Genomic DNA, 23008 nt, shown 5'->3' with positions numbered 1-23008 from the left:
CCGTTCAGTTCAGGCGTATTCCGGTGGCGGCGTCGAAGAGCGAAACCTTGTCGGTGGCGATCTGGACCTTGACGATCTGACCCGCCTGCGTACTGCCGGTTTCCAGCCGGGCCGTCGCCTTCTGACCGTTGATGGACAGCGTCACGTTATCTTCGGGCCCCGTCGATTCGACCATGTCCACCAAAGCGTCGTGGCCATCCTGCCCGGCGGCCACGAGCTTGATATGCTCAGGCCGCACCCCGAGAATGACCTCGCCCGTCCTCTCATGAGCAAGGCCGGGAAATGGCAATGCGAGTTTCCAGTCCTTGCCATCGCTGAAACCGGCGCTCGCCCCCTCCTGTATCAATCGGCCGTGGATGAACTGCATGGCTGGAGAGCCGACAAAACGGGCAACGAATGTGTTGGCAGGCTTGTGATAGATCTCATAAGGCGTGCCGATCTGCTGGATGTCACCCTTGTTCATGACGACGATCCGGGTTGCAAGGGTCATGGCCTCGATCTGATCATGCGTGACATAGACCATGGTCTTGCCGATGCGCTCGTGCAGGCGTTTGATCTCGGCCCGGGTTTCGACGCGCAGGGTCGCATCGAGATTGGAGAGCGGTTCGTCGAAGAGAAATATCTTCGGATCGCGGACCAGCGCCCGCCCGATCGCCACGCGCTGGCGCTGACCACCCGACAGTTCGCGCGGTTTGCGCTCGAGCAGTGGCTCGATCTGCAACAGACGTGCGACTTCGGCGACCTTTTGCGAGATCATCTCGCGCGGGAGTTTGCGCATGCGCAATGGGAAACCGATGTTCTGCGCCACCGTCATGTTCGGATAGAGCGCGTAGGACTGGAACACCATGGCGACATCGCGTTCCCGGGTGGGGATGTCGGTTACGGCGCGGCCTTCGATGACGATCTCGCCGGCATCGATCGGATGCAGCCCGGCGATGGCATGAAGAAGGGTCGACTTCCCGCAGCCTGACGGCCCCAGAAGCACGACGAACTCGCCTTCCAACACCTCGACGTCGATCCCTTTTAATACGGGGATGGGTCCATAGGACTTGGTGATGTTCCGCAAGGAAAGCGACTGTGTCTTGGCGATGGTCATGCCGGTCATCCTTTGATACTCCCGAGCGACATGCCGCGCACGACCTGTCCTTGAACAAGCATGCCGAGAACGAGCATCGGCAGCATGACGAGCGTCGCGGCGGCCGTCAGCGGCCCCCATTGCACGCCCTGGAACGTCAGGAACGATGTGATGCTGACGGGCAATGTCTGGGTATCCCGTCCGGTGAGGACGAGGGCGATGAAGAATTCGTTCCAGGTGAACAGGACGCACAGGATCAGTGTCGCGACGATGCCGCCCTTGGCGACCGGCAGGAACACGTTCCAGAAGATCGTCAGTTCGCGTGCACCATCCACCTTTGCGGCATCGCGCAACTCCTTCGGAATGTCTTCGAAGAAGGTGATGAGAAGCGAGATGGCGAATGGTACGTTGATGAAGGCGTAGACCGCGATGATGACCCAGTGATTGTTGAGCAACTTCAGTTGAGCTGCGAGAAAATAGGCCGGAATGATGAAGATCAGCGGCGGTGCAATGCGCAGGCTGAGTACAAATTTCTCGTTCTTGCGACGCACGGGTTCGTCCTGCGCCACAAGGCCGTAGGCAGCAAGCGCGCCGATGGCGACCGAAATGACGCTGGCCGAAAACGAGATGAGCACGCTGTTGAGGAAGGCGCGGATGAACACGCCGTTGTTGAGAACGCGCTGGTAGTTTTCCCAGGTCGGCTCGAAGAACCACACGGGCGGAATGGCAAACGCATCCTTGGTCGTCTTGATCGACGTGACAGCGACCCAGTAGAGGGGAAAGAGCACTATGACGAGCAGGGCCACTATGGCGACGTAGAAAATCAGCTTGCGCATCAGACGGCTCCTCGGGCTTGAGCCTTGAAGGCCAGGTTGTAGAGCAAGAGCAGGGCGACATTGGTGAAGATGGTCAGAACCATGGCGATTGTCAGCGCATAGGAAATGTCGAAATTGGTGAAGGCGGAGATATAGCCGTAGAGATTGAGCGTTTCGGTCGACAGCGCCGGACCGCCGCGGGTCATGATGTAGAAGATGTCGAATGTCTTGATGCTGTCGATGGCCCGGATGAGGGCGACGACCAGAAGCGCGCGGTGCAGGGCCGGCAGCGTGATGTGCCAGAGCACCTGCCATTCTCGAGCACCATCGACGCGCGCGGCGTTTTGCGGATCGCCGGGCAGCGATTCCAGCGACGCCATCGTCAGCAGCACGACGAATGGCGTCCATTGCCAGATGTCGGCGATCATCACCGAAAACAGGGCAATGCCGGGATTGCCAAGCCAGTCCACCGGACCGAGGTGAACGAGCGACAGAAGATAGTTTGCCATGCCGCTCGAGGGATCGAACATGAAGCGCCATGTCAGCCCGACGACGATCGGGGTCATGACGATCGGTACCAGCATGATCGCCCGCGCAATCTTCTTACCGTGAAATTCACGATCAAGCAGCAAGGCAATGCCAAGTCCAAGGGCGAGTTCGATCGCGGTGGCGATGGTCGTGAACAACACGGTGCGCCAGAGCGCATTGAGACCACGGGTATCGAGCAGAAGCCGCACATAGTTGTCGAGCCCGATGAACTGTTCCCGTCCGGGACGCAGCAGGCTGATATTGTGCAAAGTCAGCCACACCACATAGATCGTGATAATCACCGAGACGACGCCGAAAAAGACGATGACCGGCTGATAGAAAAGTTTCGTTGCATCCCTGGGCATGACGATCCCCGCAATTTGGCCACGCCCGAGCAGATCGGACGTGGCACTGTTTCTTTAGCGGGCGAGAGCGGCATCGTTGGCAGCATTGGCCTCCGCGAGCGCATCCTTTGCGGACGCGGTTCCGGCAAGCGCCTTGGAGACAGCGATGCCGGCATTGTTGATGATCTCGTTTGCCGCCGTCACCGTCGGCAGATACTGCGGATTGCCCTGGTTGATCGAGGCCAGCATTGCCTCCTTGAATGCACCGTAGCGCTTGTTGAACTCATCGGAATTCAATGCAGCCTGCGAGGTCACGCCGGAATTGGGAGCAAGGCTGAACGACTTGATCTGCTGCTCCTTGGCCGTTGCCCAGGAGGAAAAGAGCCATGCCGCTTCCTTGTTGGCAGAGGCGGACGTGATGTAGAGGCTGTGAACGGCGAGCGAGGACGAACCGCCCTTGAGCGTATCGGTCTGCTTGGGAACCGGAACGTAGCCGACCTTGCCGACGACGGACGATACCGACGGATCCTCGTTGAAGGCGCCGTTCACCGTTGCGTCCATGGTCATGCCGGCCTTGCCCTGCTGGAACAGGACATGGTTTTCCTCCCAGCCGAAATTGGCGGCACCGACCGGACCATAGTCGCGCAGCACCTTGGCGAAGGCATCAAGCGAGGCGGCGGCCTCCGGCGTGCCAAGCGCCGACTTGCCGTCACTCGTCAGGAATTCGCCGCCATAACCCCAGAGCCATCCGGCCCAGACATAGACGTTCTGGATACCCTGCGCGCCGCGCATGGTGATGCCGGCAATCTCGCCGTTCGATTTTTCCTTGATGGCCTTGGCTGCGGCCACGACCTCGTCGAAGGTTTTCGGCGGAGCGATGCCGTACTGTTCGAAAAGGTCCTTGCGATACATCAGGAAGGTGCTCTCGCCGTAGACCGGAAGGCCGTAGAGCTTGTTGTCGATGATGTTGGTGTTGAGGTAACCGGGAACGAAATCGGCGCGGTCGAGATATTTCGGCAGCTTGGTTGCAAGATCGTCGATCGGATCGATATAGCCAGCCTGAACGAAGCCGGGAATATAGATGATGTTGTTCTGAACCACGTCATAGCGGCCGGAGCCGGACGAGAATTCGAGCAGCATCTTGGCGGTGATGTCGGATTCCGGAATGACTTCGAGTTCGACCTCGATGCCGGTTTCCTTGGTGAATTCCGGCAGCAGAGCCTGGATGCCATCGGTTGTCGGATGACCTTCCATCAGCACGGCGATGCGTGTCCCGGCATAGGGTTGATCCTGGGCCATGGCGGGCAGAGCCGTCGAGGCGGCGAGTACAAATGTCAGTGCAAGCAGGTGGCGTCTTTTCATGTCATTCCCCTTTTTTGATTGTCCATGAGTTGCGTTGAATGCGTGATTGTTTGCGGCCTAGAGTCTCTCCACCTCGCCACTTTCAGCCGAACGGATGAGAGCGCGCGTCAATTCCAGCGAGCGGATCGCCTCCTCGCCGCTCGCCACCTGCGAGGGACCGCCGTCGAGCCATTCCAGAACGCTGGCAAGCTGCAGCTTGAGGTCACCGCCGACGCGGTTTTCGATGATTGGCCAGTGCTGGGTATCGATTTCGCGTGAGGTGTGATTGTCGGCAAAATAAAGGCCGCTATCGCCGCACTGGACCTCGAACGAGCCCTCGGTGCCGATCAGTTCCATGCGCGCATCGATCATGTGGCGCGCGCCGCCTGGCAGCGACCAGGCGCTCTCGAACGTGACGACCGTGCCGCCGGAAAAGCGGACCACGGCCGCGATCGTGTCCTGGGTGCCGAGATCGCCGAGGAGGATATCGGTCTGCTGCGCGTAGACAGAGACCGGCGTCTGCCCCTCCAGCATCCACAGGACCATATCGACATCGTGCACCGTCACATGCAGCGCCAGCGGCAGGGTGCCGCCATAGCGCGCCGGACCTTCGGTGCGGGCACTGTTGCGGCGGGCGTAAATGTGGATCGGCTTTCCGATCCTGCCCGTCGTGATCAGTTCGCGCGCCTTGTAGTAGCGGGGGTCGAAGCGCAGGAGATAGCCAATCCCAAGCTTGACGCCCGCCGTCTTGCAGGCCTCAACAATCTTCGCCGCATCTTCCATGGTCGAGGCTATCGGCTTTTCGACGAAAAGGTTGATGCCTTTCCCGGCAATGGCGAGCGCCGGCTCGAGATGCAGATGATCCGGCGTGCAAATGCTGACGAGATCCAGGTCCTCGGCGGCCAACAGTTCGACATGCGACGCATAGGCCTTGACGTTTGCACCGAGTTCGCCGGCAAGAGCCATCGCGCGCGCAATATCGCGGTCGACCACGGCGACCAAGTCGGCGCGTGGTTCATGTGCAAAAATCGAAGCGTGCATCGAGCCCATGAAACCGGCTCCGATTACTGCGACGCGGAATTTTTTGGTCATCTTTTTTCTCCACGATATTCGGGCACCTGCCGCGCACCGGCGACAGCATCGGCAAATCGGCGTGTGATCATGTCGGGTCGCGTAATGGCGGAGCCGACGACAACGAACGCTGCACCACATTCTATGGCAAGCCGGGCATCGGAAGGTTCCCAGATGCGGCCTTCCGCGACAAACGGAAGACCGGCGCTGCAAAGCTGCCGCATGAGCGGGAAATCGGGCGCTGCGTCCTGCGGTGAATATGGCGTGTAGCCCGATAGCGTCGTGCCGGCAAAATCCGCCCCGGCAGCCACCGCATCCGCGGCTTCAGCAGCAGTGCTGATATCAGCCATGGCTATGCGGCCCGCCTTGTGGATAGCATCGACCAGCGCCAAAACACTGTGTGGCCGCGGGCGAACCGTCGCATCGAAAGCGATAACGTCGGCTCCCGCCCGGCAAAGCCGTTCGACATCGTCGAGTGTCGGTGTGATGTAGATCTCGTAACCGGATTGGGCAACCTTGGTGATGCCGATCACCGGAACATCGACTGCCTTCCGGACCGCAGCGACGTTGCGCACACCCTCGATCCGCACAGCACTCGCACCACCCAGAACGGCTGCGCGGGCAAGCGCAACTATATGCTCTGTCGGCTGCAACGGGCTGTCGTCCGCGGCCTGACAGGACACGACCAAACTTCCGCGAAGGTCTTCAAGGATATTCGGCACGATCAGTTCCCGCTTCTTTTGTTGAGGCGAGATTAAGATCAATGATATTATTCGTCAAGATATTTTTTTAAATGAAAATTTCCGTCAAACTTGATTTCGGACATCCGACAGGGCGTTTTCTGATCGCTGTGGCTTCAGATACTGCGGTCGGTGACGCTTTGCGCTGTGTCGCGGATGGTGTCGAGACGCTCCGGTGCCGCCTTGGTGATGTAGGAGCCGAGCGCATCGACGATCAGCAACTGGCTGATCTTGGAGGGAAACGCCCCGCCCGTGAGCGGCGTTTCCGGCCATGAGGCGAGCAGAACGAAATCACATGCGGCCGCAAGCGGGCTTTTGACACGATTGGTGATACAGACCACCTTGGCACCGCGCGCATGCGCCACTTCCGCGATCTTGACCGTGTCTATCGTCGAGCCAGAACTGGAGACGAGAAAATAGACGTCGGAAGAACTCGATGTCGCCGCTGCCATGGTGGCCAGATGCGCATCGCGGGCAATGTGCGATTGGAGCCCCAGCCGCGCCAGCTTGTATTCGAGATATTGCGCCGTGATCGCCGAAGCAGCCACGCCGAAGATCTCGATATGCCGGGCCTTGAGCAGTTCGGCGGCGACCGTCTCGATGTTACGCCGATCAAGAAGTCGCTCCGTTTCGTCGAGCGCCATTCTTGCCGTTTCGATCAGGTCCCGCACCGGATCGCCGTTCGAGGCGGGTGCATTGGACTGCTGCTGTGTCGCCAGTTCCTGGGCGAGCGCCAGCTTGAAATTCTGGAACCCGGTGAAGCCGAGATCGCGGCAGAAGCGCATGACGCTGGCTTCCGAAGAGCGGGCGTCGTCGGCAAGTTCCGTAATGCTCTTGTAAAGCACGGCCTGGGGATCTTCGAGGGCGTAGTGTGCGACGCGCTGCAAGGCTTGCGTCATGTTCGGCGCGCGCGAACGGATACTGGCGATCAGCGCCATATGTACTGCCGGATCCAAAGGCCTGTTCCTTAGAAATGCTCCCCGACCCAGGGAGCCGGGCCGGAGAAAATATCGTCACATCGTCTTATCGCTGTAGAATCGCCGTTAATCCAGCCCGCTTTCGCCAGAAAACGCGCAGAGCGAAACCCGGAAAATAGGGTCGCGAACTGTGCAAGCCCAATGGTTATGTCCGGCGTCCCTTTGGCGACATCCTCGCAAGTCGCAATGCCATCTTGCACGGAGAGCAGCAAGGCGTGGATCTTTCGGTCGCCGATGATATCGAGCCTGAGGTTTGCCGGTGCGCATTCGTAACCTCGCGCGACCAGGGCCTTTTGCGGCGAGAGGACACGCATCAGGAATTCCTCCTGATGAACGAGCCGCCAACCCTTGTCCGGCATGGCAAAAACCAAGGCATCCTGCGGCGCGCCATGCCAGCGGACATGCGGATAGACCGTCGAGAACGTTCCGAGGAACTTGAGCATCTGTCGGGCGCTCGCGCCGGAAAGGGCAGCCCAGTCGCGCAGGACAAGGCATTCCGGATTGCCGGTGTCGAGCACGATATAGCCGACATCCTCGCCGTCCTTTTCGAAAATGAAGGTGGAATTTTCATTCCCTGCCGCCTGAAGCAAGACATTCCAGTGCGCCGGACCGCGCGCCAGGACGCCAGCCTCCGCGAGGCATTGCTTGCCGTAGATCGGCGCAATCGCAGAGACGATGTCGTCGCCAACAGCGCGACGGCACTGGAATTTGTCCTTTATCTTGTAAAGCTCGGACGTATCGGCTTCATAGATGATCTCCGATCCTGCCAGTTCGAACCCGAAGCGCCGATAGAGCGGTCGCGTGGATGCAAAGAGACTTGCAACCACGGCACCACGATCCGTCGCCGCTGCAGCGGCAACGTCGAGGATCGTTGATGCGAGGCCGGTGCCGCGATATTCCGGGCTGATTGCAACATGGGCAATATTGCATGCCGGTACGACCTTGCCGGCAAACCAGTGACCTGTCTCGATCAATGCAAAAACGGCTGCCGGCAAGCCATCAAGCTCGATGAGGTAGAAGCTGTCCAGACCCGTCCGGTCGATATAGTCGACCGTTCGCGCCCGGTTGAAGGCAAACGCCGATGCGTAGGCCGACGCGATGAAATCGATATCGTTTGCACATGCCTTGCGCGCGCCCATCGTCAACCTCTGAAGATTATCGCCATAAATAATCAATCTATGATGATATTTTTTATCTGCTACGAGGAGAATTGTCGAGCGCTAACTGATTTGAACCTGAACCAGCCGGCTGTAACCGCGGATGGATTTTCAAAAATACTCCGGCGGCTCCAACATGCCGTCCCACTCTCAACTGTCTTGCTCGTCCTCTTCCGCGATCTTTCGCAGAAGGAACAGCAGCGCCACCCGTTCAGCCGGGTTGAGGCGTTGCATGGTCTTTTCACTGATGAGATGGCCTTGCGGATACATCTGCTCCAGCACCGCCTCACCCTTGGGCAGAAGCGAGATCACGACCTTGCGGCCGTCAGCTTCGTCTCTGGAAAGATCGATCAGGCCACGCGCCTTCAGTCTTTCCACGATGCCGCGGATCGTAGCCTGATCGACCGAAGTGGCCTTGACGAGTTCGACCTGCGAACTGGGGCCAAGGTCATGCAGGGCGCAAAGGGTTACGAACTGCACTGATGTGAGATCGGGATCGCTGGCGTTGCTCTGGAAGATGGCGAGGTGCCGCTGATAGGCTTTTCGCAACAGATGACCCACCTGCTCGGTGACATGGTAACCGCCGAATGCCATCGGTGCTGGCGGGACAGGGTTTTTATCGTTGTCAGTCATTGTGGCGACGGCCCGTCGATATCTGTGCAAATTGTATTCGGTAAGTCCGGGTGCCGGAAATACCGAGCCGGGTTGCGCCGTCAAGGCGAAGCCTGGAGCGAATCCGCTTCGCTCTTCTGCGCGAAGCGGATCCGAATTATCATCACTTGAAGTTGTACTGCATTTCCTTGACGGCGATGTCTCCGTTCAGAACCATCGGTTCGTCATCAAGGAACAGCGAGCAATTGCGCATCGGGATATCGAGATGGCATGCCGTGTCGTTCGGACCGCCCAACTCATTGTTCGGACCGGTGGAGAACATCACGTTGCCATAGAAGGAACGGGCCTCCATGCCCATGCCGCCGGGGAATTCGCCGGGCACCATGCGATGCCACTTGGCGTTCTGGTTGAGGCCCCAGCCGACATGGCTCATGCCCATGCCGCGTGGATCGTTGAAACCGTCCATGTAGGACTTGACCAGTTCGGCGTCGAGGCCGCCTCTGATATCGGTGATCCAGCCGTTTTCGATCGTGTAGATGATCGGGTCGCGCACGTAGATATTCTGCGGCAGCAGAATATCGCCGGGGGCCACGACGATCGTCCCATCGACGCCGTCATCGTCACCACCGGTGAACACGAAGCCGGACGGCCAATGGTCCCAACGGCCCGGCTCGTCGGTGCAGGCATATTCGGTAATTGCGGGATAGGTGTTGAGCTTGTAGGTGACATCCGTGCCGTGCTCAGAGGTGATCCGCATCACCTTCGCCTTGGACAGGAGATCGCCGGCAAATTCGACGCGTTCGCGCAGTTCCTTCGTCGGCAACATGCGGGCGAGAAGTTCCGGCGGTTCCACGGCGGTGAGAATGCGCGTGCCGGACGCCTGGATTGCCATCTGCTCGGGGCTGAAGAGCAGGAAAATGCAATCGATCAGCATGTCGGCAGCCTTCAGGGCCTCGACCGCTTCCGGCATGGCCGCGAGACCTGTCTGGCCGACCGCCCATGCACCGGCCGGTGGGACCGGCGGCAGGCGCATGTGATACATTTTGGCGCCAAGCCGCATGCCGGCCGCCATGAAGGCATCGGCGTAATCGAGGCGCTCGTTGCCCTGGGTCAGGACGATGAGCTTTTCGCCCTCGTGGACACCCGACATCTTCAACTGATGCAGGCAGATTTCCGTGAAGCTGAATTGATCCATGCTCGTTCCCTTTATTGCTTGAAGACTTAAGCGCTTCGTACAGTCTTATGGACAGTCGGACTTGACCTTGGCGATTTCGGCGATCGCGTCCTCCCTTGGGACGACATCGCCATATTTGCTGTCGATGTCGAAGAGGTTGGCATTGTGCGGATCGGGATGGCGGTCGCCGACGCAGTCGCGCACCACGATGGCCCGGAAGCCGTATTGAACCGCGTCGACGGCACTGGCCCGGATGCAGCCGCTGGTCGAGCAGCCCGCCATGATCACCGTGTCGATACCTTGCGCGTGCAGATGCGAGGCAAGGCTGGTGCCGAAAAAGGCGCTGGCATATTGCTTGACGATGACCAGTTCGCCCTTTTCTGGCTGAACTTCATCGCAGAACTCGGCAAGCACATTGCCCTCGACCATCGCCTTCATGACAGGCGACTTCTTCACCCACATGCCGCCATCGGCACAGTTTTCCGCGAGATAGAGAATGCGCGTGTGAATGACCGGCACGCCCGACGCCCGGGCGGCGGCGATCAATTCCGGCGTGTTGGCCACGGCCTCGACGACACCAGGCGCGTACAGCGGCGCGCCTTCGACCGTGTAGGCTTTGAGAAAATCGATGACGAGAAGAGCCGGGCTTTTCCCAAACCCAATCCGGTTGCCCCAGACGCCCTGATAATTCGCTTCAGCGCTTGTCACGATCGTTCCCTCTCAGTAGGCCCCGGACAGAAGCGCGCCGGCACCGGGCGCGACGGCTTCCAGACCGAGCGATTTCAACATGCAATAGGTCGTCGCCGCCGCGGCCGTGATCACCGGCTTGCCGGTCATGGCCTCAACCTTGGCAATGACCGGCAAGGACGGCATCTGCACGCAGGCCGACAGCACGATGACATCGACATCGGTCAAATCAAGCGTCTGAACGATGGCGGGAAGATTATCGGGATCGTGGCGCGCGACGTCGAGATTGTCTGGAATTTCCAACGCGCGCCAATCCACGACCTCAAAGCCTTCTTCACGGATATAGTCAACGACGAGTTCGGTGAGCGGCTTCATGTAGGGCGCGACGACCGCGATCTTCTTTGCCTTCATCACCTTGAGCCCCTCGATCAGCGCCCCTGCGCTTGTAACGACCGGGATGTTCGTACCTTCGTCGATCGTGCGACCGGTCAGGCGCTTTTCCGACTGGCGGTGATAACCAAGCCCCATGGCCATGATCGCAACCAGGCAGGCGTAACCCAGCACATCGACGCGGGCGTCCGACAGTTCGATCGCGCAGCGGTCGGATTCAGCGTCCATGGCGGCCAGTTCTTCCTTGACGACCTTTTTCATGCGCATGCGGCTGGAATGGAAGGTGAAGCGTTCCGGGCGGATCGCCTGCCGCGCCGTCAGCATGGCCGGGATTTCCGTCTCCATGGTGGTATTGGAACTGGGTACGATCTGACCGATACGGTAATATGTCTGCACGGACGACATCCTCTGCTTTACGAACAATGGCAAAAAGAAACAGCGGCGGATCGCTTGATCCGCCGCTGCCGGTCAACGGGAGAGAAAGTCTCCAAGGGCCGCAAAAAACCCGTCGAAATCGTCCCAGGGAATCATGTGTCCGGCGTTGGGCACCCGGACGATCTCCAGTGCCGGATAGAGCGAGCGTGCTTCGTCCTCGTCCACCGGCTCGATCACGCCGCCGCGGCCCGCCACCATCAAAAGAGCGGGTTGCTTGAGCTTCGGCAGATCCGGAAAGATATCGTCATTGTGAAAATCTTCGAAGGCGGTGACGATTGCGGGCTCAAAGCAGGTATGCAGCCATTCGGCGCGCAGCGTGAGTTGTTCATCTGTCCAGGTCGGGCAGAATGCCTTCATGCCTTGCGCGTCGATACCCTTCAGCGCGAGCCGAATGCTGTCGACATACCACGGCAGCTTGCTCGGATATGCCCGGCGACCAGGGCCGGAGACGGGTGGATCAATCAGTGCCAGACGCGAAAATGCCGACGGAGCGGATACCGCCGCACGGATGGCAACACGGGCCCCCATCGAGTGGCCCAGCAGTGCAGGTTCGGACAGTCCCAGCGCCGACGATAAACCGACGACGTCCTCCGCCATGGCGTCGAGACCGTAATCGAGGTCGGGACCGGTGGAGGACAGGCCGCGTCCGCGCACGTCGAGCACATAAACGTCATATCGTTCGGCCAACCGCTCGGCGACGAAGCCCCAGGTGATTGCCGGGCTCGTAATCCCCGGGATTAGGATGACGGACGGGCCTTTGCCGCCATAGCGCAGATAGTGTTGACGGATGCCATTCGCAAAAACATTCGCTCCGTAAAGCGCCTGCCCGCTCATGCTGCATTCTCGCTCTTCAGCGGCTCGGCATAGATATCGTAGCCATAGACCCAGGACGGATCTTCCTGGTTCAGCAGGAATGTATTGGCATTGGAAACCGTCTGCACGCGCGTCGCGCGATCACGGCGATTGGCTTCGTAAAGCTTGAAGGCCGTATTGAAATCACTGATGCCGGTTTCCTGCAGGCAGCGGGTGAGCATGGCCGCGTCTTCGATGGCCATGGCCGCCCCTTGAGCCATATGTGGTTTCATCGGGTGGCAGGCATCGCCGAGCAGTACCAAACGGCCCTTGCTCCACAGAGGCAGCGGGTTGCGATTGAACAGCGGCCACTTGGTCACCGTGTCGGTGCTTTCGATCAGCGCCTGAATGATCGGGTGATACCCTTCGAAGGCCGACGCCATCTCCTCGCGGCTGCTGTCGACAAACGCCGAGTCGAACTCCCAGGCCGGATGCGGAACGCCCGTGACGTAATAATATTCGTCACGCCGTGCCGTGGTGTAGTAGACCATCATGTGACGGTCCGGTCCCCACCATTTGACGCAATCTTCAAAGGTGAGGTCGTATTTCTTCAGCTTGTCGCCTGAAATCAGCGCGCGATGGCCGACCCAGCCGCTGTAATTCGGCTTTTCCTCGCCCAGCAATGTCTCCCGCACACGGGAGTTGATGCCGTCGGCGCCGATAACGATGTCTGCGCGAACCGATGTGCCGTCTTCAAACTCGATCAGCACATCGGTACCGCTATCGTCGACGCGGGCCAGCTTCTTGCCGAAATGCAGCGTGCCCGGCTGAAGCGCATCGCACTGGATCGCCTGCAGATCGCCGCGATGAACCGTGCAATAGGTTGCCCCATACCCCTCGAGCGGAATTCGCGAGCGGTAGTCGCCGGTGATGCCGTCGCGACTAAACCAATGGGTCGGCGTGCTGCTGATATCGATGACTTTCCTATCGACCCCGATACGCTCGAAAATCTTCAGGACATTCGGGCCCATGTGAATGCCCGCGCCGAGGCGGGAGAAGCTTGGCGCCTGCTCATAGACATTCACGTCGAAGCCGGCGTGCTGAAGCAGGGCACCCGCTACGGCACCGCCGAGGCCGGCACCGATAATCGCTATATTTTCTTTTTCCCTGGACATGGTGACCCTTCTAGCCGTCTCTCGACGTGTTGTTTCACAAATGAATGCATGCCGAATATTAAAGCGTATACACTTTAAATAGCAAGCGTACCACGTTTGATTTATCGGGCTCGCATTTATTTCCCTAAAGACTACCGGGTTTCCGGCTGTTTGCAACGGAAAATTTTGGCTTGCCAGCTTACCATATGAAGCGTATACACTTTTTATACAATAATAAGGGACAGCAGATGCGCAATGTCGGTGACAGTCGCATCGTTATGATGAACGGGCACCGCGACAGGCCCCGCCGCATAGCGATCCGCCCGATAGCAACAGGCTTTGGCTTGACCGCCGGTGCGGGGCGGGAGCACCTGCCTTGACGTCGCCCGTTTCCGTTTCATTGAATGTAAACGACGCCCTCTGGCACGTTGACGCAAAGCCGGAAACACCCCTCCTCTATATTCTGCGCAACGACCTTTCCCTGAATAGCCCGAAATATGGTTGTGGCCTGGGGGAATGCGGCGCCTGCGCCGTTCTGGTCGATGGCCGCTCGGTGCGGTCCTGTACCGTACCGCTGGGCGCGATCGGCACACGGCGCATCACCACGCTCGAAGGGCTGGCGGTGGCCGGAGAGTTGCATCCGGTGCAACGGGCTTTCATCGAAGAAGCGGCGGCGCAGTGCGGCTATTGCCTCAATGGCATGATCATCGCCACGGTCGGACTTCTGAAGCGCAATGCCGATCCTGACGAGAGCGATATTCGCGAGGCTCTGCGACACCATCTCTGCCGGTGCGGAACGCATCTCGAAATACTAGCCGCCGCGCGGCGCGCCGTTGCCTATGCCAAAGCGGAGCAGGCACCCACTTCAATGACGGACGGCACGACGGAGGTTTCGCCATGACCCTGCACCGCGAAACGCCCAAATCGGCCTACATGGCCGCCGCCGATACGCTCCTCATCGTTTCCGATGTCGAACTGGGCGATACTGCCGAGCTTTATATCGCCATTGGCGCCAATGGACGTGTCATCGCTTTCAACGGTCATGTCGATCTGGGGACGGGCATTCGCACGTCGCTGGCGCAGATCGTCGCGGAAGAACTCAATGTCCCGTTCGAGCAGGTCGACATGGTGCTTGGGGCGACCTCGGCCGCCCCCAACCAGGGCGCGACCATTGCCAGCGAAACCATTCAGATCACCGCCGTTCCCCTCCGTTATGCCGCGGCGACCGCTCGCCGTCACCTGCTTGCCAAAGCTTCCATGCGGACCGGAACGCCACTTGAAAACCTTATCCTGGATGAAGGGATCATTCGCGCCGGGTCCCGGGAAAACTGGAGCCTGAGCTTTGCCGATCTCGTCGCCGGCGAGCATGTGCGCCTGTCGATCGACACCGGTGCCGAACTCAAACCGGCATCTGCCTATACGATTGTCGGCTCGTCGCGTCCGCGCGTCGATATTCCGGCTAAGGCGACGGGGCGGTGGACCTATGTGCACGACGTGCGCGTACCCGGCATGCTGCACGGCCGTGTCGTGCGCCCGCCCTATGCCGGCTTCGATCACGGCGAGTATGTCGGCAATAGCCTGATTTCCGTGGATGAAACCTCCGTTGCCGACATTGACGGGCTGGTCGGCGTGGTCGCTATCGGCGATTTCGTCGGGGTCGTCGCGATGCGTGAGGAAATCGCCATCGAAGCGGCAAAGACGCTTAAGGTGGTCTGGCGTGCAGCGCAGGAACGCCCCGACCTCAATGCACCGGAAGCCGCCCTGCGCGCCAATCCCGCGACCCCGCGCAAGCTTGCCGATCGCGGCAATGTCGATATGGCGCTGGCCGGCAGCGCCAAGGCGATGAACCGCACCTATGTCTGGCCCTACCAGATGCACGGATCGATCGGGCCGTCCTGCGCCGTGGCAGACTATCGCGACAATGGCCTGACCGTGTGGTCCGGCACGCAAAATCCCTTCCCGATGCGCCGCGATCTCGCACTGCTTCTGGATATGCCGGAGGAGATGATCCTCGTCGAACGTCTGGAAGCTGCAGGATGCTACGGTCGCAACTGCGCCGACGACGTCACTGCCGATGCAGCCCTCCTGTCGCGCGCGGTCAAGGCCCCGGTTCGGGTGCAGCTGAGCCGCGAGCAGGAACATGCCTGGGAGCCCAAGGGGGCGGCCCAGATCATGGACGTGCGCGGCGGCCTCGATCTGGAGGGCGGTCCTTCCGCCTATGATTTCGAAACGCGCTATCCTTCCAATCTCGCTCCAACCCTGCCCCTGATCCTGACCGGCAAGGTGCCGCCGGTCTCGGACGTGCTGCAGATGGGCGACCGCACCGCGATTCCGCCCTATGCCTATGGCAATCTTCGCGTCACTGTGCACGACATGCCGCCGATCGCACGCGCATCCTGGTTTCGCGGTGTTTCGGCCATGCCCAACACCTTTGCCCATGAATGCTATGTGGACGAACTGGCAGCCGCTGCGGGTGTCGATCCGATCGAATACCGGCTGCGCTATCTGCAGGATCCACGCGCGGTCGATCTGGTCAAGGCGCTGGCCGAGCGGGCAAACTGGGTGCCGCATACCACATGGGGCACGCTTGGCGGCGAAGGCGATCTTCTTTACGGGCGCGGATTTGCCTATGCCGTCTATATTCATGGCCCCTTCCCCGGCAAGGCCGCGGCATGGGCTGCATGGGTCGCGGATGTGGCCGTCAACACCAAGACCGGCGAAGTGGCGGTCACGAAGGTGACCTGCGCCCAGGATTCCGGGATGATGATCAATCCCGACGGTGTCCGTCACCAGATCCACGGCAATGTGATCCAGTCCACCAGCCGGGTGCTCAAGGAGAAAGTGGAGTTCTCCTCAACAGCAGTCACGTCGAAGGAATGGGGCGGATATTCGCTCATTACCTTCCCCGAAGTCCCCGATATCGATGTGCTGATGATCCCCCGGCAGGACGAGCCGCCGCTCGGCGTCGGCGAGTCCGCATCCGTGCCGAGCGCATCGGCCATTGCCAATGCCGTCTATGACGCGACCGGCATCCGTTTTCGCGAACTGCCGCTGACGCCGGAACGCGTGCTGGCCGCTTTGAACGGCGAGAAAGACGAGGTTTCACCCGTCGCACCGGCGAAGAAACGCAGATGGCGCAATATCGGCCTGTCCACCGCAGGCGCCGTCGCTGCGCTTTCCGGCATCGTGACGATGGCCTCGCCATGGCGCCCTGCGATCGGCACGATCCCGACGCCGGACACCAACGTCTACAGCGCCGCGACGATCGAGCGTGGACGCCTGGCCGCTGCAGCCGGTGCCTGTAATGTCTGCCATGCCGGCCCCAACGGTGCCCCATTCGCTGGCGGACGGCCTTTCGACACGCCCTTCGGCGTTGTTTATGCCACCAACATCACGCCCGATGCAGAAAGCGGCATCGGTGCCTGGTCTTATCCTGCTTTCGAGCGCGCAATGCGCGAGGGTGTGAGCCGCGACGGCCATCATCTCTATCCTGCCCATCCCTATACGTCGTTTGCGGGTGCCGAGGACGCAGACCTCCAGGCGCTCTACGCCTATATGATGACGCAGGCCCCGATCGCCGAAAGGCCGCCGGAAACCAAGCTCAAATTTCCCTACAGCATTCGATCCATGATGGCTGGCTGGAATGCCCTGTTCCTGAAGGCCGAGCCATTCCGCTACGTTGAGACGCGCGACGCGCAGTGGAACCGCGGCGCATATCTCGTCGAAACCCTTGGCCACTGTTCGGCCTGCCATACGGAACGCAATCTTCTGGGAGCGGAAAAGACCGGCGATGCTCGCTTGTCCGGAGGCTTCGCCGATGGCTGGGAGGCGCCGGCACTCAACGCCTTTGCCAAAGGACCCGTCGGCTGGACAGCAGACGCCTTCTACGATTATCTGCGCACAGGACATTCGCGTGACCACGGCAGCGCAGCCGGGCCGATGGCGCAGGTCATAGACGTCATGCAGCCTCTTCCGGACACAGACATCCGGGCAATGGCAACCTATCTCGCAAGCCTGAACGGCGGCACGGAACCCGCCGTCGCAGCCACGCAGAGCCAGGCAGCCATTGCCGCGAGCGAGATGGCCAAATCCACCGCTGCGCGCGCGTCGCCGAAGGGCGAACGGATCTTCAACGGAGCATGTGCGACCTGTCACACCGGCAATACGATCCTGCCGTCGCTGGCGCTCAACAGCAATCTGCATGCCGATACGCCAGACAATATTCTGCAGGTCATCCTCAACGGCGTCGATGCTCCGGCGATCCTTGCCGAAACCACCGGGCGCGAGGCTGCGGAAGTCATGTCCATGCCCGCGTTCAACGCGACATTGAACGAAGGTCAGATCAAGGACCTCGCAACCTATCTGAGGGCCCGTTTTGCACCGGACAAACCGGCTTGGACGGAAACGACGAGCGCCATGCGGCGCGTGACAGCGGTGAACCACTGATGGAGCGAAAAACTTGGTGCTCGTGACCGACACAAGGGTAGGAGACCGGGCGCTCTTCCAAAACCCGACGGTTGCCTTTCGTCCCTCTGCCTACTGGTTCTGGCATTCCATCCCGACAGAAGATGTCTGCCGTGCCCAACTGACCGACTTCAGGGATAAAGGCATCGGGACGATCCTCATTCAGGCGCGTCTCTCCCTGCCGCGCGCAGACTATCTCTCGACCCTTTATCTCGCCGCCTATCGCGTCGCCGCCCTTATCGCCGGTGAACTTGGACTGAAGCTCGGCATCTATGACGACTATAACTGGATCGCCGGTCATGCCGGCGGGCGCACGGTCTCGGGGCGCGACGCGTTGCGCGAACGCCACCTGTTCTGGTCGTCAGCACCGGCAGCTCAAGGCTCGATCAGCGGCATCCACCCGCCTTTTGTCGAGACCATGGGGCCGGATATTCTCGGGTGGCAATATGAGGGAGGCCGGGTCGAATGGTGCGAATGGACGGTTGAGGCAGCTCTCTTGCACTCACGCTCGGGCATCGACAGCCTGGACGCGATATCAGATGTGACGGCGCGAACCGCCGTCATCACAAGCGATGCCGTGTCCTGCACCTATGCCTTCGACGGCCGGATCGAGGACGACCAGACCCTTACAGTCTTCATCAGCGCCCGGTCCTCGACATCCCGCCTGATCAATTATCTTCTGCCGGAGGCCGCCGAGCGTTTCATAGAGGTCGGGCTGGATCCGCTTGTCAAGGCATTGGACGGGTTGCTGCCGGAGCCTGTCGGCTTCGTTTTCTACGATCAGCCGGCGGCGGGATTCTATCGTTGGGACCAGATTTCGGGCGATCCCGGCAACAGCCTGCTTTTCGCCCCGCCGCTGCGGGAAACAACAACGCGACGAACCGATGCATCTTTTGCGAAAGTCCTTCTGGCGCTGCTGCACGATGTCGGGCACGACACGCTGCGACTGAGGGCGCAGTTTTACGCCGGATATTCGGCTTTGATGAACGATGCCTTTTTCGGCACACTGCGACGGTGGTCCGACACGACCGGTATCGCCCTGACAGGGCACGAAATCCTGCCGCATATCGCTTCATGGTCGCTGAATGGCGGTTTTACCAGCATTGATCCGCGCGTCGCACCGGCTGTCGATTTCTTCGGGATCGACGCATTCAGACATGAGACGGCGGTGGATTCGAACAATTTCGGCGCTCAGCTCGCGCCGAAACTCGGCGATTCCGTTGCCCGCTCGAATGGGCGCAGCCGGTGCATGGTCGAAACCTATGCCACCGCCGAGCGAACATCCCTGCGCGCTGCCGGCCAATGGGAGTTGACGCTGGAGACGGCCCGCGCCCAGGCGATCCGTCTCCTTTGCCTCGGCATGCGGCAGTTCATCTGGCACGGCGTCTATCAGACAGACGGTCACGACAATGACCCGACGCCGTTCGTCAACCCACGTTTCGATTTTGCGCCGGGCATCAATTTCGAGCCCTGGTGGAGCTATCACGACCTCTTCGCAGCCGAGACCGCCCGGATTTCCGTATTTATCGAACCGGCCAAACCCCGCACGCCGGTTGCCATTCTCTACCCGCTCTATACCGCCTTTGCGGAAGGCCCGCGCCACGGCCACGCCACACATATCGGTGCATGGTGCGAACATCTTCTCGCGCAGGGATGCGATTTCATGTTCGTGAGCGAGGCCGATCTCGCAGGAGCAACGATCGACGACGGGAAACTCATGGCATCGGGGCTGGCTTTTGACGCCGTCGTACTGCCGTCCGTGACGGTTCTGGAAACAGCGGGCACCATACGGGCACTTGAGGCTTTCAAGGCGGCCGGCGGCGCGATCTGGTCATCCGGTGAACGCTTGTCTGTCATCTCAGACAGCGATGCGCCGGTGACGTTCCCTGACGTTTCCACGCATATCGAAGGGCATCCGGAAAGCCTGGCAATTGCCACTCTCGTGTCCTCCCTTCCATTCCGCGGCCCGCGGATCGAGAGCCGCTCAGGCGGCAAGCCATGGCGGTGGATCGGATATGAAGCGGACGGCTGGTGGCGCCTTGTGCTGTTCAATGACGGATCGAACGATCTTGAGGTCGAAATCTCGTATGGCCCTGCCTTCGAGTACGAGGAATGGTCGCCGGCGGATGGAGCCATCCATTCGCAGGGCACGCTTGAGCAGTCGCTGGTTTTGCTCCAGCCGCAGGAGGTTCGGTGTATCCGGGTGCGCGAGGCTTTGGGGACCATGGCGGCTCATGGAGCCATACAGAATGCGCCCATCCCAAATACTGCGGAAGCGATCTGCCTTGCCGGCGGCTGGACCTTTTGTCCTGGAGATGATGCCGACTTCCAATCGATTTCAGTGGACGCCGGCTGGGAAACACAGGGGTTCGCCGACTTTTCCGGGATCGGCATTTACCGGTGCCAGATGACGATCACGACGCAAACCGAATGGGTTCTGGAATTGCCGGAGGTCCACACGGCCGTCACGGCATTGCTTGATGGCCGCCAGATCGGCCGCCGGGCATGGCGGCCCTACCGCTTTGCTCTCGGTACATTAAGCCTCGGCATGCATTTGCTGGAGCTTCGCGTCGCCAACACGGCGGCAAACCGTTATTACTGCAACACGCCCTATCTTGGCGACACGCCCGATAAAAGCGGATTGACCGCCGTGCCGACCCTCGTCCCGCTTTCAAACTGACCGGATATCAGAACATGCCAAGACATTCGACAATCCCCCTGATGCGCGCCTGGAACAGCTGGTCGGATCGGCCGGCCGAGATGGTTTTCCTGCCGCTCGGCGTGCGGATCACGCCGGTGCTGTATTCCACGCGCAGCAGGACGACATCGGCAATCGAGCCGCGGCGCAATCCCGTCCGGCTGGGGCGCCACGCCATCGACGGCTCGCTGATCGAACTCGAGACGGATCACACCGGTACGACCGTCGCCTTCTCCACGAGGAAGACAGACCCGTTCGCGGTTTGCGGAAACTGGGAGGGAACGGTATCTGCAGAGTGGGGATTGCGGTTCTGGTTGACGCTGGCGATCTCGTCCGACGGCGGCGAGATCGGCATCCATGACAGCGGCAACAATACCACACTCCTGAAGATCGGCGCCCGGTTCGTCGCTGTCGTTACGGCGCAGGCCCCGGTCCATGTGACGGGTCACGACACCATCGAGGCATTGCGCGCCGATTTCGAGGAGAACGGATATTTCTATACGGCCACCCGGAGCAACACGGCGCCTGTCATCGCGCTCCGCTTCAATCTCGAAATGATGCGCAAGGGCGCCTATGCCGCGGCTGTCGCCGATAGTGCGGTCCTCGCGATCGCAAAGGCGCGGGCCAACCTTGCTGAACATATGCCGGCGCAGATACCCGATGCGCAGACGGGTCTGTTCGAAGGGTCGCTCGATGCGGTGCGGGACGTGGTGGCATGGAACACCATCTGGGACGACACCAATGCGCGGCCCTATACCGCTGTCACCCGTATCTGGAATCTCGGGAAATTCGCGGTCTGGTACAATGACCAGCTTTTTGCGGCCCTTCTGGCGGGTGTTTTCGATGCTGACCTGGCGCGTGAAAACATGGCGACAGCCATGGCCAGCGCCACGCCGCAAGGCAATATCGCCTGCATCGTCACGTCCAACGACGCCTGGGTGGACCGAAGCCAGCACCCGAACGGTGCACTCGTCGCCTGGCAGCTTTACCAGCGGACCGGCGAACGCTCGCTGCTGACGGCAAGCTATGACGCCTTGGCCCGCAATCAGCGCTGGTGGTGGGAAAACCGCGATCCCGGTGCTTTCGGCTTGTTGTCCTGCGGCACCTCCGATGTCGGCGAGGGTCTTTACAAGGGAACGGCCTTCGGCGCACGGAACGAAACCGGAATGGACAATTCAGCGACCCATGACGAAGCGATCTACGACCCGGTCACCCGCACATTATCCACCTTCGATCTCGGACTGAACTGCGCGGCCGCGCTTGATGCCGAAATGCTGGCGAACATGGCGACGGTTTTTGGAAAGCATGCGGACGCGCAGGAATTTGCCCATATTGCAGACCGCTGCCGGACGCTGATTTCCAAGACATTGTGGGATGAGAGCCGCGGTCTCTTCGCCAATCGCCAGCGCGATGGCGGGTTCGTCCGCTCGCTGTCGCCCACCAGTTTCTACCCTCTGGTTTGCGGAGCGGCCACCCCGGAACAGGCCGCCAGATTGCTTGAGCACCTGAGCGACGAGACAACCTTCGGCGGCGATTTCGTCCTGCCCAATGCGACGCGCGGCGATCCTGCCTTTGCCGAAAACGTCTACTGGCGCGGACGTATCTGGCCGAACGTCAACTACATGGTCTGGCTTGGACTACGCCGCTATGGCTTCATGGTGGAGGCAAGCCAATTGGCCAGCCAGAGCTACGACCTGTTCATGAAATCCTGGAACAACGATCGTATCGCGGCCGAAAACTACAATGCCGTGACCGGCGAAGCGATGGATCAGGGAGATACCGATCCGTTCTATATCTGGGCGGCTCTTTTGCCGCTGATGGCAACGGGTGAGATCGTGGATTTTGATCCCTGGTCGGGATGGACCGTACGCAATACGGGTCAGGACGTGTCGGTCGGGCCCATGCTGTCTCCGGCGGGCTCACTGCATATTTCCGTGAAGGCCGCCGTTCTTTCCATGATAGTCAACGAGCGGATCGTGATGACGACGGACCTGCAAACGACCTTCTCGCAGATCGACATCCGCGACGGATCGTTCGCCTGCACTGTTGCGACGGTCGCGGGCAGCGGTTTCCTCGACCTTCCCGACGTCACGGCAGACAATGTCGTCGCCGTCCGGCTTGACGGAAATGATATTCCCTATGACGCAGGCAGCGAGGGCATCCGCATTGCGATCGCCGAAAACGCGCATATGCAGCGGTTGGAAGTCTATTTTTCGTCCCTCGAAGTTCGGATGGCTTCGAGAAAACCCTGATAGATGCTGATCCCTCGGAAATCGATGACCACGGTCACGATCACTTGCAACTCTTGTCAGCAGGCTTCTTCCAGCGATTACGAGGTTCGTTGCCGCGGGTCGGTTGGGCGGATTTGACTTGATTGCTATGCCCGGTCCTGAAAACGAAAAAGCCTGCCGCGGGAGGAGGTGCGGCAGGCTTTTCGAAAAGAACCGAACAGGCAGCTTATGAGGAGAAGTGCTGCTGTTCAGACAGACGCCCCTGGGAGGAGGAGCGGAGCATCTGAGACCGAAGCTTTGCGGGAGGAGGTGCATCGCTTCGA

General features: G+C 60.3%; 18 protein-coding genes. 4 read left to right on the top strand and 14 right to left on the bottom strand.

The window, feature by feature from the left end; genetic code table 11:
- Nucleotides 1–4: 4 nt before the first annotated feature.
- The 14 genes from PY308_RS02235 to PY308_RS02170 all read right to left on the bottom strand — a co-directional run bounded on the left by PY308_RS02235 (nt 5) and on the right by PY308_RS02170 (nt 13313).
- Nucleotides 5–1105 carry an ABC transporter ATP-binding protein gene (locus PY308_RS02235; protein ID WP_275787594.1) on the bottom strand — a complete coding sequence of 367 codons (1101 nt, stop codon included), beginning with the start codon at nt 1103–1105 and terminating at the stop codon, nt 5–7.
- Nucleotides 1102–1911, bottom strand: a complete 810-nt coding sequence (locus PY308_RS02230; protein ID WP_275787591.1) for a carbohydrate ABC transporter permease — start codon at nt 1909–1911, stop codon at nt 1102–1104. Before PY308_RS02230 ends, PY308_RS02235 begins: the two co-directional genes overlap by 4 nt.
- Entirely contained in the window at nt 1911–2783 is an 873-nt protein-coding gene (locus PY308_RS02225) for a carbohydrate ABC transporter permease (RefSeq protein ID WP_275787588.1), read from the bottom strand. Before PY308_RS02225 ends, PY308_RS02230 begins: the two co-directional genes overlap by 1 nt.
- A 54-nt stretch (nt 2784–2837) precedes the next feature.
- Nucleotides 2838–4124 (bottom strand): ABC transporter substrate-binding protein, encoded by a 1287-nt coding sequence (locus tag PY308_RS02220; protein WP_275787585.1) that lies wholly within the window; start codon nt 4122–4124, stop codon nt 2838–2840.
- A gap of 57 nt (nt 4125–4181) precedes the next feature.
- The gene (locus tag PY308_RS02215; protein WP_275787582.1) at nt 4182–5195 is read right to left on the bottom strand and encodes a Gfo/Idh/MocA family protein; all 1014 of its coding nucleotides are present in this window, start codon (nt 5193–5195) and stop codon (nt 4182–4184) included.
- Nucleotides 5192–5896 carry an N-acetylmannosamine-6-phosphate 2-epimerase gene (locus PY308_RS02210; protein WP_275787579.1) on the bottom strand — a complete coding sequence of 235 codons (705 nt, stop codon included), beginning with the start codon at nt 5894–5896 and terminating at the stop codon, nt 5192–5194. Before PY308_RS02210 ends, PY308_RS02215 begins: the two co-directional genes overlap by 4 nt.
- A 134-nt stretch (nt 5897–6030) precedes the next feature.
- Nucleotides 6031–6813 (bottom strand): MurR/RpiR family transcriptional regulator, encoded by a 783-nt coding sequence (locus PY308_RS02205; protein ID WP_275790982.1) that lies wholly within the window; start codon nt 6811–6813, stop codon nt 6031–6033.
- 68 nt (nt 6814–6881) lie between these two features.
- Complete coding sequence (locus PY308_RS02200; RefSeq protein WP_275787574.1) at nt 6882–8030, bottom strand: GNAT family N-acetyltransferase; 1149 nt, start codon at nt 8028–8030, stop codon at nt 6882–6884.
- Between the two features lie 168 nt (nt 8031–8198).
- Nucleotides 8199–8681: a MarR family winged helix-turn-helix transcriptional regulator gene (locus PY308_RS02195; RefSeq protein ID WP_275787571.1), complete on the bottom strand. Its 483-nt coding sequence runs from the start codon at nt 8679–8681 to the stop codon at nt 8199–8201.
- Between the two features lie 142 nt (nt 8682–8823).
- Nucleotides 8824–9855 (bottom strand): 2,5-dihydroxypyridine 5,6-dioxygenase NicX family protein, encoded by a 1032-nt coding sequence (locus PY308_RS02190; protein WP_275787568.1) that lies wholly within the window; start codon nt 9853–9855, stop codon nt 8824–8826.
- Nucleotides 9856–9900: 45 nt separating this feature from the next.
- Nucleotides 9901–10542 carry an N-carbamoylsarcosine amidohydrolase gene (locus PY308_RS02185; protein WP_275787565.1) on the bottom strand — a complete coding sequence of 214 codons (642 nt, stop codon included), beginning with the start codon at nt 10540–10542 and terminating at the stop codon, nt 9901–9903.
- Between the two features lie 12 nt (nt 10543–10554).
- Nucleotides 10555–11307, bottom strand: a complete 753-nt coding sequence (locus PY308_RS02180; RefSeq protein ID WP_275787562.1) for a maleate cis-trans isomerase family protein — start codon at nt 11305–11307, stop codon at nt 10555–10557.
- A gap of 72 nt (nt 11308–11379) precedes the next feature.
- On the bottom strand, nt 11380–12180 hold the full coding sequence (locus PY308_RS02175; protein WP_275787559.1) for an alpha/beta fold hydrolase: 801 nt from the start codon (nt 12178–12180) through the stop codon (nt 11380–11382).
- Nucleotides 12177–13313: an FAD-dependent monooxygenase gene (locus PY308_RS02170; RefSeq protein WP_275787556.1), complete on the bottom strand. Its 1137-nt coding sequence runs from the start codon at nt 13311–13313 to the stop codon at nt 12177–12179. The genes PY308_RS02175 and PY308_RS02170 overlap by 4 nt, the downstream gene beginning before the upstream one ends.
- A 355-nt stretch (nt 13314–13668) precedes the next feature.
- On the opposite strand from PY308_RS02170, the gene PY308_RS02165 reads away from it, so the two are divergent.
- Genes PY308_RS02165 through PY308_RS02150 form a run of 4 tightly spaced genes read left to right on the top strand, consistent with a single transcriptional unit; the run spans nt 13669 to nt 22706 of the window.
- Complete coding sequence (locus PY308_RS02165) at nt 13669–14193, top strand: (2Fe-2S)-binding protein (RefSeq protein WP_275787554.1); 525 nt, start codon at nt 13669–13671, stop codon at nt 14191–14193.
- Nucleotides 14190–17738, top strand: coding sequence for a molybdopterin cofactor-binding domain-containing protein (locus tag PY308_RS02160; RefSeq protein WP_275787552.1), 3549 nt, complete (start codon nt 14190–14192; stop codon nt 17736–17738). The genes PY308_RS02165 and PY308_RS02160 overlap by 4 nt, the downstream gene beginning before the upstream one ends.
- Nucleotides 17739–17754: 16 nt before the next feature.
- A complete protein-coding gene (locus PY308_RS02155) occupies nt 17755–20436 on the top strand; it encodes a carbohydrate-binding protein (RefSeq protein ID WP_275790981.1) in 2682 nt (893 codons plus the stop codon).
- A 14-nt stretch (nt 20437–20450) separates the two neighbouring features.
- Complete coding sequence (locus PY308_RS02150; RefSeq protein WP_275787550.1) at nt 20451–22706, top strand: MGH1-like glycoside hydrolase domain-containing protein; 2256 nt, start codon at nt 20451–20453, stop codon at nt 22704–22706.
- Nucleotides 22707–23008 lie beyond the last annotated feature (302 nt).

This window comes from Pararhizobium gei (assembly GCF_029223885.1).
Classification (GTDB): Bacteria; Pseudomonadota; Alphaproteobacteria; order Rhizobiales; family Rhizobiaceae; genus Pararhizobium; species Pararhizobium gei.
This window is presented reverse-complemented; position numbering and strand designations above follow the sequence as displayed.

Bases quoted from the DNA above. Each gene is read 5' to 3' on its own strand.
- PY308_RS02235 (WP_275787594.1), bottom strand. From the start codon at position 1,105: ATGACCGGCATGACCATCGCCAAGACACAGTCGCTTTCCTTGCGGAAC.
- PY308_RS02230 (WP_275787591.1), bottom strand. From the start codon at position 1,911: ATGCGCAAGCTGATTTTCTACGTCGCCATAGTGGCCCTGCTCGTCATA.
- PY308_RS02225 (WP_275787588.1), bottom strand. From the start codon at position 2,783: ATGCCCAGGGATGCAACGAAACTTTTCTATCAGCCGGTCATCGTCTTT.
- PY308_RS02220 (WP_275787585.1), bottom strand. From the start codon at position 4,124: ATGAAAAGACGCCACCTGCTTGCACTGACATTTGTACTCGCCGCCTCG.
- PY308_RS02215 (WP_275787582.1), bottom strand. From the start codon at position 5,195: ATGACCAAAAAATTCCGCGTCGCAGTAATCGGAGCCGGTTTCATGGGC.
- PY308_RS02205 (WP_275790982.1), bottom strand. From the start codon at position 6,813: ATGACGCAAGCCTTGCAGCGCGTCGCACACTACGCCCTCGAAGATCCC.
- PY308_RS02200 (WP_275787574.1), bottom strand. From the start codon at position 8,030: ATGGGCGCGCGCAAGGCATGTGCAAACGATATCGATTTCATCGCGTCG.
- PY308_RS02195 (WP_275787571.1), bottom strand. From the start codon at position 8,681: ATGACTGACAACGATAAAAACCCTGTCCCGCCAGCACCGATGGCATTC.
- PY308_RS02190 (WP_275787568.1), bottom strand. From the start codon at position 9,855: ATGGATCAATTCAGCTTCACGGAAATCTGCCTGCATCAGTTGAAGATG.
- PY308_RS02175 (WP_275787559.1), bottom strand. From the start codon at position 12,180: ATGAGCGGGCAGGCGCTTTACGGAGCGAATGTTTTTGCGAATGGCATC.
- PY308_RS02170 (WP_275787556.1), bottom strand. From the start codon at position 13,313: ATGTCCAGGGAAAAAGAAAATATAGCGATTATCGGTGCCGGCCTCGGC.
- PY308_RS02160 (WP_275787552.1), top strand. From the start codon at position 14,190: ATGACCCTGCACCGCGAAACGCCCAAATCGGCCTACATGGCCGCCGCC.
- PY308_RS02150 (WP_275787550.1), top strand. From the start codon at position 20,451: ATGCCAAGACATTCGACAATCCCCCTGATGCGCGCCTGGAACAGCTGG.